The sequence below is a fragment of the Nocardia africana NBRC 100379 genome (assembly GCF_001612635.1).
Taxonomy (GTDB): domain Bacteria; phylum Actinomycetota; class Actinomycetes; order Mycobacteriales; family Mycobacteriaceae; genus Nocardia; species Nocardia africana.
This window is the reverse complement of the sequence record NZ_BDAV01000021.1, coordinates 46,287-63,062: the sequence shown is the minus strand read 5'-3', so window position 1 is coordinate 63,062 and position 16,776 is coordinate 46,287. Positions and strand designations below refer to the sequence as shown.

Annotated in this window: 12 protein-coding genes; 8 read left to right on the top strand and 4 right to left on the bottom strand. The window is 69.3% G+C overall.

What is annotated here, in order from left to right:
* Nucleotides 1-25 precede the first annotated feature (25 nt).
* From NA3_RS31110 to NA3_RS31080, 7 genes are all read left to right on the top strand, one after another.
* Entirely contained in the window at nt 26-1,630 is a 1,605-nt protein-coding gene (locus tag NA3_RS31110; RefSeq protein WP_167355066.1) for an Hsp70 family protein, read from the top strand.
* 6 nt (nt 1,631-1,636) lie between these two features.
* Nucleotides 1,637-4,150, top strand: coding sequence for a LuxR C-terminal-related transcriptional regulator (locus NA3_RS31105; RefSeq protein ID WP_233427344.1), 2,514 nt, complete (start codon nt 1,637-1,639; stop codon nt 4,148-4,150).
* A gap of 35 nt (nt 4,151-4,185) precedes the next feature.
* Nucleotides 4,186-5,328 carry a hypothetical protein gene (locus NA3_RS31100; RefSeq protein ID WP_227995590.1) on the top strand — a complete coding sequence of 381 codons (1,143 nt, stop codon included), beginning with the start codon at nt 4,186-4,188 and terminating at the stop codon, nt 5,326-5,328.
* A 182-nt stretch (nt 5,329-5,510) separates the two neighbouring features.
* The gene (locus tag NA3_RS31095; protein WP_062967753.1) at nt 5,511-6,902 is read left to right on the top strand and encodes a S1 family peptidase; all 1,392 of its coding nucleotides are present in this window, start codon (nt 5,511-5,513) and stop codon (nt 6,900-6,902) included.
* A 166-nt stretch (nt 6,903-7,068) separates the two neighbouring features.
* Nucleotides 7,069-8,415, top strand: a complete 1,347-nt coding sequence (locus NA3_RS31090; protein WP_062967752.1) for a S1 family peptidase — start codon at nt 7,069-7,071, stop codon at nt 8,413-8,415.
* A 140-nt stretch (nt 8,416-8,555) separates the two neighbouring features.
* Nucleotides 8,556-8,783, top strand: a complete 228-nt coding sequence (locus tag NA3_RS31085) for a hypothetical protein (protein WP_062967751.1) — start codon at nt 8,556-8,558, stop codon at nt 8,781-8,783.
* Between the two features lie 60 nt (nt 8,784-8,843).
* Nucleotides 8,844-9,737, top strand: coding sequence for an NRDE family protein (locus NA3_RS31080; protein WP_062967749.1), 894 nt, complete (start codon nt 8,844-8,846; stop codon nt 9,735-9,737).
* An 87-nt stretch (nt 9,738-9,824) separates the two neighbouring features.
* Here NA3_RS31080 and NA3_RS31075 read toward each other — a convergent pair whose 3' ends face one another.
* A complete protein-coding gene (locus NA3_RS31075; protein ID WP_062967747.1) occupies nt 9,825-10,640 on the bottom strand; it encodes a DUF8020 domain-containing protein in 816 nt (271 codons plus the stop codon).
* A gap of 502 nt (nt 10,641-11,142) precedes the next feature.
* On the opposite strand from NA3_RS31075, the gene NA3_RS31070 reads away from it, so the two are divergent.
* Nucleotides 11,143-14,445 (top strand): (Fe-S)-binding protein, encoded by a 3,303-nt coding sequence (locus NA3_RS31070; RefSeq protein WP_062967856.1) that lies wholly within the window; start codon nt 11,143-11,145, stop codon nt 14,443-14,445.
* 118 nt (nt 14,446-14,563) lie between these two features.
* Here the strand turns inward: NA3_RS31070 and NA3_RS31065 are convergent, their stop codons facing one another.
* The 3 genes from NA3_RS31065 to NA3_RS31055 all read right to left on the bottom strand — a co-directional run bounded on the left by NA3_RS31065 (nt 14,564) and on the right by NA3_RS31055 (nt 16,750).
* Nucleotides 14,564-15,241, bottom strand: coding sequence for a DUF8020 domain-containing protein (locus NA3_RS31065; RefSeq protein WP_062967854.1), 678 nt, complete (start codon nt 15,239-15,241; stop codon nt 14,564-14,566).
* A gap of 233 nt (nt 15,242-15,474) precedes the next feature.
* On the bottom strand, nt 15,475-16,143 hold the full coding sequence (locus NA3_RS31060) for a DUF8020 domain-containing protein (RefSeq protein WP_062967745.1): 669 nt from the start codon (nt 16,141-16,143) through the stop codon (nt 15,475-15,477).
* A gap of 157 nt (nt 16,144-16,300) precedes the next feature.
* Entirely contained in the window at nt 16,301-16,750 is a 450-nt protein-coding gene (locus tag NA3_RS31055) for a hypothetical protein (protein ID WP_062967743.1), read from the bottom strand.
* Nucleotides 16,751-16,776: the final 26 nt, after the last annotated feature.

Sequence of the window (16,776 nt, the reverse complement as noted above, 5' to 3'; positions counted from 1 at the left end):
ATTGTCGGAGAATCTATTGTCCCGCGTGGGCGATCCGGTCGACATTCTCCTGCCCGACGGATCCTCGGTCGCCGCCGCCGATCTGGTCGCCGAAACGATCTCCCAGGTCGTCGCGGATTTCGATCCGGATTCCGTGGTCGCGACCGTACCGGCGTGGTGGCCGGCACACATCGTCGAGGCACAGCGCCGCGCGCTCGACCGGGCCGGCGCCGAGGCGGTGGTACTGGTCGCGGAACCGCTCGCCGCGCTGCGCCGGCTCGAGGCGAGCACTCCCTTCCCACCCGACACCCCCGTCGTGGTCTACGACTCCGGCGCCACCGGTACCACGGTGTCGGTCGTGGGTTCGGGCCCGCACTCGGGACTGCTGGGCGAACCGGTTCGCTCCACCGAGGTCTCCGGCGCGGAATTCGATCTGCTGACGATGCGCTACGTGCTGGCAAATGCATTGGGAGAAACGGATTTCGACCCGTTCGACCCGGTTGTCGAACGCGAATTGTCGATACTGCGAAACCGTTGCGCCGACGCGAAACACCGGCTTTCGACCGATACCGCCACGATGGTCCCGGTCCGGCTGGCCGGTATCGCGCGCGATGTGCGCCTGGTCCGTGATGATCTGGAGGATCTGTTCCGCGGACCGCTCACGGATTCGCTGAACCTCGTGCACGAGGCGGTGCGGCGCGCGGGAGTGGACATCGACCGGGTGGGCCGGATCCTGCTCACCGGTGGCGGCGCGTCGATCGGCCTGCTCACCGAGCTGATCTCGGGCGAGTTCGCGATCCCGATCGCTCCCGTCGCCGATCCCGGTTCGCTCAGCGCCCGGGGAGCGGCGCTGCTCGCCGCCGACCTCTACACCGAAGCGCAGCAGCACGCCGCGGCCCTGGCCGTACCCGATTTCGAGCTCGATACCGAGCCGCACGCTGTTTCCGACGACGCGACGACCACGGCCCTGCCGGCGATCGGCGACCGGACCGTTGTCGAACCGCCGCCCTCCGATACCGCGCCGCCGGCCGGCACCAGCCGGTGGCGTCGCGTCGCCTTCATCGCCGGCGCCGCGATCGCCGTGGGCGCGGTGGCCACCGGCACCCTGGCCCTGGGCACCGCGGGAAGTCCGTCGAATTCGTCGCCCTCCCCCGCGGCGGCGACGTCCGCGGCGCACGCGGCGGCGACCTCGGCCGGGGTCGCCCCGGCCGGCGCCACCGACCCCGCGCATCCGACGGCCGGGAGCCCGGTGACGGTCGCGAACAACACCGGCACCGCACGGGCCGGCACGACCGCCGCCGAGAACTCGGCGGGTGCCCCGGCTCCCGGTACGGCCGCACCGAATTCCGCCGACCCGAACTCCCCGGCGCCGAATTCACCGGCCCCTGCCTCCGCCGCGGCCCCGAACGCACCGGCACAGAACTCCCCGGCGCCCAATTCCCCTGCCCCGCAGGCACCCCCGCAGACGCCCGTCCAGACGCCGTCCGCACCCTCGGTGCCCTCCCAGCCCACCACTCCGAGCTCCCCCGGCGGTGGTTCGCTGGGCAACACGCTGGGCAACACGCTGAACGACGGTCTCGACCAGACAGGCAACACCCTCGGCACGGTGCTGCAGGCGCCGGGCAAGGTGCTGCCCCACGAAGGCAACTGAGGATCGGTGACAGTGGTCGGCAACCTCGCGGTCGCATTCGGCGCCCTTCCGGGCGCGCGGGAGATTCTTCGGGAACTGGATTCGGACTCGCCGGATCCGCTCGTCTACCTGATCCGGGGACGGTGCGGGACCGGGAAGTCCGCGCTGCTCGCGGCCATCCGGAATCGCCTGCGCGGCAGCGGCATCGGCTGTTTCGACGATGTGAGTGCCACGACCACGCCGCCGGACACCCGCGCCGCGGTGGTCGTCGACGACGCCCACACCCTCGACCAGCTACAGCTGGAGAAGCTGTGCGCCGCCGTGGAATCGGATTCGCGCACGATCATCGTCGCGACCCGGCCGCAACCGCACGACACCGCCCTGCGCGCCCTGGCGGACGCGGTGTCGCGGCGCGGCCGGGTGATCGAACTCCGGCCGCTGGGCACCGCCGATATCGCCCCGTTCGCCCGCGAATTGGGGATGACCGTGCCGCGCCCGGTCGCCGACCATATTCACCGGCACACCGGCGGCATCCCCGGTGGCGTGGTGGCTGCCCTCACCGCGGCCTGCGCCACCCGGCTGGAGGGCGGAATCGAGGCGGTCGACAAGGCCGTAACCTCGTGGGCGCGAACGCTTCTCGACGACACCGAACCACAGTTGCTCGAGGTGCTGACGGTCGCCACCACCGGCGCCGGCCTCGATCCCGGTGAGCTGGCCGAGGTGCTCGGCACCGACGAGACGACGGCGGTCGGACTCGTCGACCGGGCCCGCGCCGGGGCCCTGATCACCGACGCCGACCTGGTGCTGAGTTCGGCCATCGAGCCGCTGCGCACCCTGGTCGGCGAACGCCGGTTCGTTTCGATTCAGCGCCGCCTGCTCACCGCCCGCCTCGACGCCGGGCTCCTGCGCGACCACACGGCCTTGCAGCTCGCGGAATCCGGAGTCCGTGACGAGCGGCTGGCCGAATTCCTCTGCGCGGCAGCCACACACGCGGGCACCGAGGCCGGTCGCTACTACACCGCCGCCGTGGCCAGCGGTTACGAGGCGCAGCGGATCGCCGTCCCGCGGGCCACCGCGGCCGCACTCGCCGGTGACGACGAATCCGCCTTGCGCCTGGCCGAACCCGTACTCGCGCGCACCGATGCCGAACCCGCGGAGCTTGCCGCCGCCGTCCGGATCTGCGCGAGTGTCCAAGCCCGCCGGGGGCTGATCGGCCGGGCGGTGCAGCTGTACGCCTGGCTCGGCACCGCCCGCACCGGCGCCGACTGGGCGACCGCCGCGGCGGTCTTCCATCTCGCCGGAGCGGTCGGCGACGCGCAGGCGGTGTCGGGTTCGGCGGCACAGTGGCCGCCCACGGAATCCAATGCCCGCACCGGACGCTTCGCCACCGCACTGGCGCAGAGCATCACCGGCGAATCCCGCAGTGCCGCAACGTCGGCCGCGGCCGCGCTGATCCAGCTGACCCGCACCGCGGCACCGGAGGATCGCATGCTGCCGTGCGCGCCGGTCGCGCTCGCGACCCTGCTGTGCCTGAGCATGGGCGAACCCCGCCGCGCCGCCGACGCCCTGCGCGGCACCGATCCCCACGATCCGCAGATCCGGGTGCTGACGGCATGGACGGCGATGCTCGGCGGCGACGAACAGACCGCCGCCAAAACGGTCGCGTCCGTCGACACCACCGCCCTGCCCCCGCGGGATCGCCTGCTCGCGCACGGTGTCCTGGTCGGCCTGGCCCGCCGCGCGGGTGACCACGGCGTCCTGTTGCGCGCCTGGGAGGCCGCGTACCCGACGTTCGACGAGGTCGACGCCGATCTGCCCGCGCTGCTGCCGATCGGTGAGCTGTGGCTGGCCGCCATCCGCCTCGGCGAGCAGGAACGGATAACCCGCTTGGTCGAAGCGGCACGAGATGTGTTGCGCAGTGCGGGAAATCCCCCCGCCTGGGCGAATGTGTTCCACTGGTACGAGATTCAGGCCGCGATCGCGCACGAGCGCCCCGACGAACTGATGCCGCCCGCACGACTGCTGAAAACCGCCGCGCAGGCGGGTGATCCGCATGCCGCGATTCTCGCCGACGCGGGACGCACCTGGGTGCTGGTGCTGCGCGGCGAGGTCGCCGAGGATCAGGTGACGGCCGCGGTGCGACGGCTGGCCGCGATCGGCATGGTCTGGGACGCCGCCCGGCTGGCCAGTGAGGCGGCGTTGAGCGCCGGCGATCCCGCCACCGCGACGGCCCTGCTGAAACTGGCCCGTACGGTCCGCACCGGCTCCCGGCCCTCGGCCGCGCCCGAGCGGACGCCGGCCGCCCCGCGCACCGCGACCCCCGAACCCGCGGCCGCCTCGGTGCTCAGTGAACGCGAGCGCGAGGTGGCCGAACTGGTGCTGCTGGGCCTGACCTATCGTGAAATCGGCGCTCGGCTGTACATCTCCGCGAAGACGGTGGAGCATCATGTCGCGCGGATCCGGCGTCGAATCGGAGCCGGATCGCGCTCGGAGTTATTGTCGATGCTCCGCGCAATGGGACACGGTTCGCTACTCGTGTGATCGGCGCGCTCGAGACACCGAAGCGAGGTATGGGAATGGCCACAGGGGTGGGCCTGCGGATCGCCGAGGACGAATGCATCGCGGCGATCGTCACCAGCGGTGGCGAAGCCGACGAGACGCCCGAACCCCTGTACATCACGCGCGAGTCGGTGCTGCACATGTCCGACGAGGGTGATACCGCGCTCGGTGGTGAGGCGCCACCCGGACATACCCACTCGATCACCGCGTTCGTCCGCGCGGTCGGCGATCCCGCCGGCATCACCGTCGACGACGGGGAGGCCTACCGCGCCGAGGATCTGGTGGCGACCGCGATCTTCTGCCTGATCAACCTGGCCGCCGAACATCTGAGCGGCCCGGCCGAGTTCTACGCCACCCATCCCGGCGACTGGCCGGCCGACTATGTGCGCGGTTTGCGCGAGGCCCTCGACTACCTGGGCCTGCGCTCGGTGGTCCTGGTCAGCGAGGCGGACCTGCCCGCGTCCGACGACAACCGCGGTCATGCTCGCGATGCGGCCCGCGCGGCCCTGGCAGCTGTGCTCGCCACCCCGGCCGGGACCACCCCGCCCGATCCGGCCGGCGCCGAGAACGCGCTGGTGGTCACCGACGTGCTGCCCGCGGTCCAGGCCTCCGACAGTACGGTCCAGGCCTATTCGGCGGCGATGCCCACCGCCGAATCCGCGCCCGAGCCGGAGCCCGCCGCCATGACCGTCGCGGCCACCGTCGCCGCCCCCGCGGAAACACCACCGGGCGAAACCAAGCGCAATCGACGCACCCCGCTGCTCATCGCCGCGGCCGCGGCTACCGCCGGTCTGGTCCTCGGTGGGATCGTGGCCGCGCTGCTGCTGCGCGACGACGCCGCCACTCCGGCCCCCACGACCGGGGTTTCCGGCCGGGCGGACGCCCCCACGCTGCCGGTGACGACGACGGTCGCACCACCCCCGCCGTCCGCCGTCGCGCCGGAACCCGCGCCGCGGGAGTACACCGAGACACCGACGGAGACGACCACCACCCCGCCTCCGCCACCACCGCCGCCGACCGTGACTCCGGCCCCGACCCCGACGCCGGGGACCACCACGTGGCAACGGCCCACGACCACCCCGCGCACCACCACGACCACGCCCAACGGTCTGGAACCGGTGCCGGGATTGCCGCTGCCGCCGGCCCTGCAGTTCTCCTAGTCCCCAACTCCGTGATGATTTCGTAGCGAAACTCGCGCCGTTGTGCCCTAAAGTGATGCGCTGACCGGTCGTACCGGACCTCACACCGGGCGAGCGGTCTGTTTGATGGTCGAGGGCTGTTGCCACCCAATGGTTTACCGCCCACGGGTGGCCGGCACATATGTGCCTGACGAAGGGACTCCATGCGCAAGTTGGCGGCGCGTCGCGCCACGGTCGGACGCGCCTCGGTGGCACGCGCGTCGGTGAAAACTGCTGCTGTCGCCCTCGCTTCGGCTCTCCTTCTCGGCCCGTGGATCGCCACATCGCCCGCGCTCGCCGATCCGGCGCCGGTCCAGTCGGCGGCCGACAAGCTACCCCCCGAACTGGTGCAGGCCATCGGCCGCGATCTGAAGATGTCGCCCTCGGAGTATCTGGACCGCGCCGCCCGTGCTCAGCAGTTGCGCGACTACGCCCGCGAATTCCGCTCCTCACACCCGGAGGCCTTCGCCGGGGCGTGGCTCGGCGCCGACGGCAAGCCGGTGATGGCGGTGACCTCGATCGACGCCGCGCGCATCGCCAACTCCGCCGGCTATCAGACGCGCCTGGCGCCGATTTCGGCGGACAACTTGGAGAGCTCGCTGGACCAGCTGGTCAAGTGGATCGGCGGGCTGCCGCGGGAACTGTCGGCCGGAATCAATTCGGTCGCCATCGATTTCCTGAACAGCCAGCTGGTGCTGAGCGTCGCGAACACCCCGGCCGGTCACCTGCTGAACCTTCCGACGCTGATCGCCAACATCAAGGTCGTGCTCTCACCCGACGGCGGCGGCCCGGTCGAGCACCGCCCGATGGCCGGTGACACCTACATCAGCGCTCCCACCTCCCTCGACGATTCCGCGCTGAAGTCGGTCGACGTCTGCTCCTTCGGCTTCAACAGCATCGACGCCGCCGGCAACGCGCTGAATATCAGTGCCGGACACTGTGATCCGAATGTGGGCAAGGACAACTCCGAGGCCGGGGTCTACCTGCCGAACGTGCGCAACCTGAAGGCCAGCCCGCAGTTCGGCACCTTCGTGAAGGCGCAGCTGGGCGGCAGCACCGGACTGGACTACTCGGTGATCAAGCTCAACGAGCGGGCGATCACCGCCGGCATGGATCAGCCCCTGGTGCGCGGCGCCAACGGCACCACCCTCACGCTGACCGGAATCGCCGAGCCGATCACCGGCGCCCCGATCTGTAAGTCGGGGCAGTCGTCCACCTTCACCTGCGGATTCGTGGTGGCCGACCGGGTCGAGACGGCGCTGTTCACCGCCGCGGGCGAATCCAAGACCGTGCGCGGCTTCGCCAGCTCGGCGTGCACCCTCGGTGGCGACAGCGGCGGGGCGATCGTCTCGGGCACCCTGGCCCTGGGTATCACCAGCGGCTCCAACGCCGCCGACGCACCCGATTGCAAGGCCGCCAACATGGATCTGGCGCAGTACGGCGGCACCGCCACGCTGGGCATCCCGATCCGGCAGATCCTCAGCGATATCGACGCCAATTCGGGTGGCGGCCTGGGCGCTGGCATCACCGTGCGTACCCGCCCGAACGTGGGCTGACGATCCTTCCACTGCGCCGAGGGGCACGTTCGCCGGAGCGAACGTGCCCCTCGGCGCGATACGGACCGGGTGAACAGCGGGTATCGATTTCCGGTATGCCGGGTGTGAGTTCGGCCAAAGTCCGCGACAAGTAGGCATAGTCGCGCAAACCCCATATAGTCGCCTCATGCTCCTGCCACGCATCCGACTTTCGTCCGCCGCGGGACGTGCCCCGCGCACCCGTCTCCGCAGCGCGGCCGTCGCCGCCTCGGCGGCGGTTCTGGTTCTCGGGCCGCTCGCGGCGACCTCGTCCGCGGACCCCGCGCCCGCCCCGGCCCCGAACCTGCCTGCCGATCTGGTCGCGGCCGTGCAGCGCGATCTGAAGATCTCGCCGGAGGAGTACCTGCACCGCGCCGATGTGGCGCAGCACGTGGCGGCCTTCACGGCCACCGCGCAGCGTCAGTTCCCGCAGGCGTTCGCGGGCGCGTGGCTCGACGACGCCGGCAAGGCCGTGGTGGCGCTGGCTCCGGGCCAGGGCCTCGACGAGGCGAAGAAGGCCGCTCAGGACGCCGGATTCGGCGTGAAGGACGTGGCCAAGAGCCAGACCGTCCTGCGCAGCGAGAAGAACGCCTTCCAGCAGTGGCTCTCGGGCCAGCCCGAGGCCGTCGTGCAGGCCGTGCGCGGCGTCGTGATCGATACCGTCAACAACAGCATCGCGGTGCGCGTGGACAAGGCCGGCGTGCCGATGCCGGGCTTCGTCGACCCGGCGCACGTGATCGTGATGGCCGCTCCGCCGGTCGGCCCGCCGGAGTCGGACCCGCAGGTGAAGCCGGTTGCCGCCGAGCAGCCGAACGCGCCCCGCGCGGGCGGCGATTCCTACGCCTCGGTGGCGGGCAAGATGCAGCTGGTCTGCTCCACCGGGTTCAACGGTGAGGACCGCAACGGCAACCCGGTGAACATCACTGCCGGACACTGCGATCCGAACATTCCGGCCGCCGGTACCGCGAACGCGCCGGGCATGTTCGAACTGCTGCCGGGCAACCACATCGGCGCCCAGCTGGGCTCGTTCCAGAAGTCGATTCTGGGCAACCAGGACTACTCGATCGTCTCGATCGATGCCGGCAGCCGGGATCGCTTCGCCAACAACCTGGTCCGGGTCCCCGGTGCCGCGCCGATCGCGATCACCGGTGTGGCCGATCCCGTCGTCGGCGCCCCGGTCTGCAAGTCGGGTTCGCGCACCGGCTTCAGCTGCGGCGTGGTCAACGCGGTGGATCAGACCGTGCAGGTCGGTGACCGCGACCTGACCCAGGCCTTCTCGGCGAACATCTGTGCGCTGCCGGGTGATTCGGGCGGCCCGATCGTCACCGGCACCATGGCCCTGGGCATCTCCAGCGCCTCCTCGGTGGCCGACTATCCGATCTGCGAGATCCCGAACCTGATCGGCGCCCTGACCGGTGACGCGCCCCAGCTGTTCGCGCAGCCGGTGAACCAGGTGCTCTCCGACAACCCGGGGCTGCGGGTTCGCACCAACTGAGCACTTCGAGCATCGTCGAAGGCCCGGCAGCGATGCCGGGCCTTCGTCGTCTCCGCGCCGGGAACCGGTGTGCCCCGAGCGCGCGGGGCAGCGCAATTGGGGGATCCTTCTCCGAACTGCCTGCTGGAAGGATCGCACGCATGTTCACCACGAAGCCCTTCACCGCCGGTTTGCTCTGCGCCAGTTCACTTCTCGTCGCCGTCCCCATCGCATCGGCGACGACCGCCCCGGCAGCCGATACAGTGGCCGCGTCCGATACCGCGGGTCTTTCCTCCGGCAGCAGTCAGATCAACCTGGGCTGCATTCTCCAGTCGCTGTCGGGCGGCCCGAAGACCGCGGATTGCTACCCGCCCAGCATTCCGGCCTGATCCGCGAGCGGCCGCCGCACGCGACGCCGCCTCCGATGTCGCCTGGGGCATGCTGGAGTCATGTGTCTGGTGTTGATCGGGTGGCGCGCGCATCCGGAGTATCGGCTGATCGTCGCGGCCAATCGGGACGAGTTCTACACGCGCCCAACCGAATCGATGCGCTGGTGGCCGGAGCGGCCGAACCTGCTGGCCGGGCGTGATCTCGGAGCGCCGAACGGCGTGCCGGGCACCTGGCTGGGGATCGTCCCCGAGGCCGCTCGATTCGCGACCGTCACCAACGTGCGGGGCCCGGCCGAGAAGCGCACCGACGCCCGCTCCCGTGGCGCCCTGCTGATGGACTATCTGACCGGCTCCGCTGCCCCGGAGAAGTTCGTTCGCACCACCGCGGCCGATCCGGACGACTACAACGGCTACAACCTGATCGTCTCCGACCTGGAGACGCTGTGGTGGCACAGCAATCGCAGCGGCGCCACTCCGCTGGCTCTTGCGCCCGGAGTGCACGGGCTGTCCAATGCCGCCCTGCTCGGCTCGGCCACACCCGGCTCCGAACGACCTACCGGCATCACGGATCGTCGCACGGCCGGCGCCGAGGGCGCCGCAGACGGCGGCGTGCACACCGACACCGGTGCCACAGCGTGGCCGAAGGTGCGCGACGGCGTGCGCGCGCTGGGCGCGGTGGTCGGATCACCGGCGGTGGCCGACTACTTCGACGTTCTGGCCGACCGCACCATCGCGCCCGATGCCGAACTCCCGCACACCGGATTGTCGCCGGATCAGGAACGCTCGGTATCGGCCCGCTTCGTCGCCAACGACTGGCACGGAACCCGCTGCAGCACAGTGCTTCTGGTCCGCGAGGACGGACGTTTCGAGATCGCCGAACGGTCCTTCGCCGAATTCGGAACACCGCTCGGCGAGGTGAGCTACACCGGGCAGCTACGCATGCACACGAACTGACCCCGCAACGACAACGGCCCGCCTTCCGTGAGGAAGGCGGGCCGTACGCGTCTCGGAGCCGGCCGATCACCGGCTCCGCGCCGCGAACTACTTCGGCTGGTTGGCCTGCTGCGCCTGGCCGCTGGCCGCCGCCATGGCCGCATCCGACCACTGGGTGGTGCCGTCGGCAGCCTGCATGGTGTTGACGAGCTCGACGCCCGCAGCGACCAGAGCAGGGCCGCCCACCGCGACGGTGCCCACGATGCCGCCGACGCCGGCGCCGGTGACCAGACCCGGGATGCAGCCGGCGACGATCGTCACGACGCAACCGATCGCGGCGCCGATGGCGGTGCCGACGAAGCCACCGATCGCGGTCGCCAGACCGAACTTGGTGGCGAAGTCGCTCATCGCGCGCTGGTTCTCGATCGGCGAGGCGACATCCTTGGCGACCAGCACCGGCTTATCGGCCTGGATCGGCGCCTGCTGGTCGACCTTGGTGTCGGCGACCGCGGCCACGGGGGCGGCGGCAACCGGCTTGGTCAGGTCGACGTCGGCGGGCTTGTCCGGCGTCAGCTCGAGTACCGTGCCGTTGTCCTTGAGCACCGGCTTGATCGGAATCTGAACGCCCGCGATCCGGTAGTCGATCGGCATCTCCAGGGCGACATTGCCGGCCTGGTCCTTGATGTCGACGACCTGCTGCTTCTGGTCGGGAGTCGCGCCGTGCTTCTCCACGAGCTCGAACGTGCCGTTCTTGAGCTTGGTGACGACCGTCTTGTCGACCAGTTTGGTGGAGTAGTCGATCCCCGGCTTGGCGTCGGCGGCCGGAGCCGGGGCTGGTGCAGGGTCGGCGTTGGCAGTTCCCAACGCCACGGTCATCGCGCCGATGACCATAGCGGCGACCGCAGTACCTCTGCGGAGCTTCATTCGGTTTTCCAATCCGTCATCAGGGTTTGCCGCACGCAACTTCTCCGCGAGAGCCCACGCATCCGTCAGGTCATCAACCCCGACTTCAAACCTGACGGACCTCCCCGAGCAGTGTGAAGGTGCACACAGCAAGCAGGACGAGGTGAGCTTAGTCGAATACCCCGACTGAAAGCGAGAATTGTTATGTCCCCTAACAATTAACGCGGAATTTCACAACGGTTCGCCTTCGGAGCAAGTAAGCCTGTCCTGGCTTAAGCACCGGTTTTGCCGGGATTTACCGTGTCAGACGACCGCGCCTACGCCAAAACCGCAGGACAACGCGTGAGAACGGTCACACCCCCAGTACGGTTGGACCCCACAACCTGGGATAGACCACTCGTGCATCATACGATGGACAGATAAGTTACCGGCGGGTAACTTACTGCCCGTTACGATACGAGCAACCGACGGCGACCCCAGCCCGGTCGCCGGAATGCTCGTGGAACCGAAGGAAGGTCGCGACATGAATGCCCTGACAGTGACGCTGGGCACGATTGGAGCGGTGCTCAGCCTGGTGTGCTGGGCGTCGTTCATCGGCGGCGCGTGGAAGATCTTCAGCGCGATCAGGGTCGGTCAGCCGGCGCCGGATCGATGGCGGCCGTTCTTCCCACGCCTCAAGACGATGCTGGTCGAGTTCATCGCGCATACCCGCATGAACAAATTCCGCACCGTCGGCTGGGCGCACTGGCTGGTGATGATCGGCTTCATCACCGGCGCCATCCTGTGGTTCGAGGCGTACGGGCAGACGTTCGATCCCGAATTCCACTGGCCGATCATCGGCAACTGGGGTGTGTACCACTTCTGGGACGAGCTGATGGGCATCGGAACCGTGGTCGGCATTTTGACGCTGATCACGATTCGCCAGCTCAACCACCCGCGGGTACCGCAGCGCCTGTCGCGCTTCAGCGGTTCGAAGTTCGGGCCTGCCTATGTGATCGAAGCGATCGTGCTGATGGAAGGCCTCGGCATGATCTTCGTCAAGGCCGGCAAGATCGCGCTGAACGGTGAGGGCAATCCGGCGACCGACTTCTTCACCATGCGGGTCGCCGAATTGCTGCCCGCGAACGCGACCATGGTGTCGATCTTCGCCTTCATCAAGCTGATGTCGGGTATGGCGTTCCTCTACTACGTCGGCCGCAACATCACCTGGGGTGTGGCCTGGCACCGGTTCTCCGCCTTCTTCAACATCTACTTCAAGCGTGAGGACGACGGCGGCGTCGCCCTGGGTGCGGCCAAGCCGATGATGTCCAAGGGCCGCGCCCTGGATATGGAGAACGTCGACCCCGATACCGACACGCTGGGCGCCGGGCGGATCGAGGACTTCTCCTGGAAGGGCTGGCTGGACTTCACCACCTGCACCGAATGTGGTCGCTGCCAGAGCCAGTGCCCGGCGTGGAACACCGGTAAGCCGCTCTCGCCGAAGCTGCTGATCATGTCCCTGCGTGACCACGGTGCCGCCAAGGCTCCCTACCTGCTCGCCGGTGGCCGTAAGGATATGGGCGGCGACGAGGTCGGCCTGGTCGACGCCGAGGGCAAGCCGAACGAGGCCGCGCTGGCGAAGATCTCGGAGGCGGCCAAGGCCGAGGCCGAGCGTCCGCTGGTCGGCGGCGAGGATGTCAACGGCATCATCGATCCCGAGGTGCTGTGGTCCTGCACCACCTGTGGCGCCTGTGTCGAACAGTGCCCGGTGGATATCGAGCACGTCGACCACATCATCGACATGCGTCGCTACCAGGTGCTGATCGAATCGGAATTCCCCTCCGAGCTGGCCGGCCTGTTCAAGAACCTGGAGAACAAGGGCAACCCCTGGGGTCAGAACGCCAAGGATCGCCTGAACTGGATGTCGGAGCTGGACTTCGATATTCCGGTATTCGGCCAGGACGCCGAGAGTTTCGACGGATACGAATATCTGTTCTGGGTCGGCTGTGCCGGTGCTTACGAGGACCGTGCCAAGAAGACCACCAAGGCCGTCGCCGAACTGCTCGCCACGGCCGGTGTGAAATTCATGGTGCTGGGTGCCGAGGAAACCTGCACCGGTGACTCGGCTCGCCGCGCGGGTAACGAATTCCTGTTCCAGCAGTTGGCGATGCAGAACATCGAGACGCTGAATTCGGTCTTCGAGGGTGTGGAGCCGTCGAAGAAGAAGATCGTCGTCACCTGTGCGCACTGCTTCAACGCGCTCAACAACGAGTACCCGCAGGTGGGCGGGACCTACGAGGTCGTGCACCACACTCAGCTGCTCAACCGGCTGGTGCGGCAGAAGAAGCTCGTGCAGGTGAAGCCGGTGTCGGAGAAGGTCACCTACCACGACCCCTGCTACCTGGGCCGGCACAACAAGATCTACAACGCGCCGCGTGAGCTGATGGCCGCCTCGGGCGCGAAGGTCAGCGAGATGCCGCGCCACGGCGAGCGTTCGATGTGCTGTGGCGCCGGTGGCGCCCGCATGTGGATGGAGGAACAACTCGGTAAGCGAGTCAACCTCGACCGGACCGACGAGGCACTGGCCACCCTGGACGGCGGTAACTCGCCGTCACTGATCGCCACCGGCTGCCCCTTCTGCCGCGTGATGCTCACCGACGGTGTGACCGCGCGCAAGGATTCGGGCGAGGTCGGTCAGGGCGTCGAGGTCGTCGACGTGGCACAGCTGATGCTGCAGTCGATCGACCGGGTCGAGCCCGCGGCGCTGTCGGAGAACCTGAAGGTGGTCCAGCAGCCCAAGGCTCCGGAACCGGTCGCCGAAGCCGCGGCCGCGCCGGCCGCCGAGACCGCAGTGGCCGAGGCCGCGGTCACCGAGGCGGAGGCGCCTGCCGAGCAGGCCGCCCCGGCCGCCGGTAAGGGTCTGGCCATGAAGGGCGGTGGCAAGGCGCCCGGCGGTGGCGGTCTGGCCATGAAGGGTGGCGGTAAGGCACCCGGCGGCAAGGGTCTCGCCATGAAGGGTGCGGCGAAAGCACCGGGCGCCAAGGCGACTCCGGAGCCGGAGGCAGCCGAGGCGAGCGCGGAAGCTCCCGCGGAGACTCCGGCGGCCAAGCCGGGCGGTCTGGCCATGAAGGGCGCCGCCAAGGCACCCGGCGGCAAGGGCCTGGCCATGAAGGGCGCCGCGAAAGCACCGGGCGCCAAGGCGACTCCGAAGCCCGCCGAAGCCCCCGCGGCCGAGGCGTCCGCTGCCGAAGCTCCGGCAGCAGAGAGCACCGAGGCCCCGGCGGCGCCGACCGCCAAGCCCGGCGGTCTGGCCATGAAGGGCGCCGCCAAGGCACCCGGCGGCAAGGGTCTCGCGATGAAGGGCAAGGCCAAGGCTCCGGGCGCCAAGCCCGCGAGCGAAGCTCCGGCCGAAGCCGAGGCCGACGCTGCCGAGGCATCTGCCGCCGAGGCCACGCCTGCGGAGGCCCCTGCGGAAAGCGCACCGGCTGCCACCGGCCCCACCGAAACCAAACCGACGGTGGCGCCGAAGGGTCTGGCGATGAAGTCCGGCTTCAAGCGCCCCGGCCCCAAGGCTCCGGGTGCGGCGAAGCCCGCCGCTTCCGAATCCGCCCCGGCGGCAACGGAATCCGGTAACGGTGCGGCTCCGGCCGATGCGGCCGGTAGCGAAGCAGCCGAGCCCGAGGTTCCGGCCACCGAGTCGGCTTCCGCATCGGAGGCACCGGAGTCGACCCCCACGGCAGCCACCGAATCCGCCGGCGGCGGCAACGGTGAGGTCCAGCCCCCGACCGCCAAGCCGGGTGGCCTGGGCTTCAAGTCCGGAGCGAAGGCCCCGGGCCGCAAGAAGTAAGTTCGCACCATCACGACGGGGCGCTGCCGAAACCGGCAGCGCCCCGTCGCGTTTCCGGTACCTGGAACGCCGAAGGCCGGCCGCTGCTCGAGCGACCGGCCTTCGATGGCGTAACTCCCTAGTTGCCCGCGGAGTCCTTGGCCCACTTGCTGGTTCCGGGGGCGGCCTGCAGGGTGTTGATCAGGTCCAGACCCGCGATGCCGAGTGCCGGGCCACCGACGACGATGGTGCCGAGGATGCCGCCGACACCGGCGCCGGCGATCGCGGCGGGAATGCAGCCCACACCGAGCAGCGGCAGGCCCAGGATGCAGCCGGTGATTCCGCCGACCACGACGCCGATCGCGGTGCCGACGAATCCGCCCACGGCCGTGGCGAGTCCGAACTGGGTGGAGAAGTCGTTCATCGCGCGCTGGTTCTCGAGCGGCGACGCGATCGGCTGGACGGCGACCGGATGGTCGGTGGTCATCGTCTTCTGCGGCGTCAGTTCGAGGACGGTGCCGTCGTTCTTCACCACGGGCTTCACCGGAACGGCGACGTCGTCGACGCGCACATCGGTGGGCAGCGAGACGACGGTGACACCGTGGGAATCGGTGACGGAGTAGGACTTCTCGTCCTGCGCCAGCCGGAAGGTCCCCCCTTGCAAGGTCGTCACGACCGTTTTGTCCACGAGTTTGACCGAGTACCTGACCCCGGTCTGCTCCGGCGTGGGAGCCGGGTCGGCGTGGGCGGTGGTCAGCCCGGCGGTCAGTGCGCCGATGGTCAGCGCGGAGGCCGCGGTGAGGCTGCGGAGATTCATCGATAGTTCCATTCCGTCATCGGATCTCGGCGCCCGCCCCCTCGACGAGCGCCGTCACGCCTGCGGGTTTGCGGTGAATTCGCTTCGAGCTCACCACTTTCGGCCACACAAGCGGGTCGATGTTACGCGCAGTCCCACCGGCGCAGGAGCCCCCAGTGCTGGGGGCTCCCACAATGCGCTGTGCCGCGAATCGAGTTGCGGCACAGCTCGACCGCGGTCCTCCGGAGCCGGACCTACTTGTCGTCGGCCCACTTGGTCGTGCCCGGCGCGGCCGAGAGCGTGCCGATCATGTCCAATCCGGTGATCGCCAGCGCGGGGCCGCCGATCGCGATCGTGCCCAGGATGCCGCCGATGCCGGCGCCGGCGACCGCGGCCGGAATGCATCCCACACCCAGCAGCGGCAACCCCAGGATGCAGCCGGTGACACCGCCGACGATGGCGCCGACAGCGGTACCCAGGAAGGTGCCGACGGCGGTCGCGACACCGAAATTGGTTTCGAAATCGTTCATCGCGCGATGGTTCTCCAGCGGCGAGGCGATCGGCTGGACGGTGACCGGCTTATCGACGGTGACGGTGCGCTGCGGCGTCAACTCGAGGACGGTCCCGTCGCTGTTGACCACCGGTTTCACCGGCACCTCGGTCCCGGCGACGCGCACCTCGGTCGGCAGTGAGACCACGGTCGCGCCGTGCGGATCGGTGATGGCGTAGGACTTGCCGTCCGCGGCGATCCGGAAGGTGCCCCCCTGCAGGGTGGTCACCACGGTCTTGTCGACGAGCCTCATGGAGTACTTGATCACCGCCGGCTGGGGCGCGGCGGCCGGGTCGGCGTGCGCGGCAGTGGTTCCGGCGGTGACGGCGCCGACGACCAATGCGGATATCGCGGTAAGGCGCTGGAGCTTCATCCGGCAATCTTAAACGTCTTCATGTCACAAATGGGCCAAATCTGAAGAAGGTACGTTCCGGATCTGATTTTCGCATCCGCGTCCCGAATCCGGGTCCGCCCCCGACAGGCAAACGAGGCGGACCCGGATCGGCAGCGGCGAGGACCGGTCTGCGGGTTCAGTCCTCGCCGCCTCTTCCCACCGCCAGCGCCGTCGTGACGACTATCGAAAGGGGTGGAAGTTCCAGGCCGGACCCCGGCGCCACAATCCAGTGACACCCCTCGCGGGTCCATCGGCCCAGGCTGGTGGGCATCATGATCTCGCCGCCGACGGCCGGGATGCCGATATCGAGACGCTGCAGAATCTCCGCGACCTGCGCATCGGGCCGGCCGTCGGGGGATACGAGGAAGCTCCAGCGCACGCGCCGGGCCAGCACCGGCCCGCACCCGCCGTGTTCGGTCAGGGATCGGCACACCGCTTCGGCGCGGTCGGCCGGCATGTGCACGACACCGACGGCGCCGGTCACCGGCAGCGTGACGAATCCTCCACGCTGGATACATGTCAGACCGGCGTGATGCCGATAGAACATCACCCAGTCGTCGGCGGTTCTGAGCTTCTCGACGTTCACAGTTTCCCGACCTTCACGGCGACTCC

Excerpts from the sequence above, each read along its gene's own strand:
- NA3_RS31085 (WP_062967751.1), top strand. The coding sequence starts at position 8,556 with ATGTTCACCACGAAGCCCTTCACCGCCGGTTTGCTCTGCGCCAGTTCA.
- NA3_RS31060 (WP_062967745.1), bottom strand. The coding sequence starts at position 16,143 with ATGAAGCTCCAGCGCCTTACCGCGATATCCGCATTGGTCGTCGGCGCC.
- NA3_RS31070 (WP_062967856.1), top strand. The coding sequence starts at position 11,143 with ATGAATGCCCTGACAGTGACGCTGGGCACGATTGGAGCGGTGCTCAGC.
- NA3_RS31080 (WP_062967749.1), top strand. The coding sequence starts at position 8,844 with ATGTGTCTGGTGTTGATCGGGTGGCGCGCGCATCCGGAGTATCGGCTG.
- NA3_RS31065 (WP_062967854.1), bottom strand. The coding sequence starts at position 15,241 with ATGAATCTCCGCAGCCTCACCGCGGCCTCCGCGCTGACCATCGGCGCA.
- NA3_RS31075 (WP_062967747.1), bottom strand. The coding sequence starts at position 10,640 with ATGAAGCTCCGCAGAGGTACTGCGGTCGCCGCTATGGTCATCGGCGCG.
- NA3_RS31100 (WP_227995590.1), top strand. The coding sequence starts at position 4,186 with ATGGCCACAGGGGTGGGCCTGCGGATCGCCGAGGACGAATGCATCGCG.
- NA3_RS31090 (WP_062967752.1), top strand. The coding sequence starts at position 7,069 with ATGCTCCTGCCACGCATCCGACTTTCGTCCGCCGCGGGACGTGCCCCG.
- NA3_RS31095 (WP_062967753.1), top strand. The coding sequence starts at position 5,511 with ATGCGCAAGTTGGCGGCGCGTCGCGCCACGGTCGGACGCGCCTCGGTG.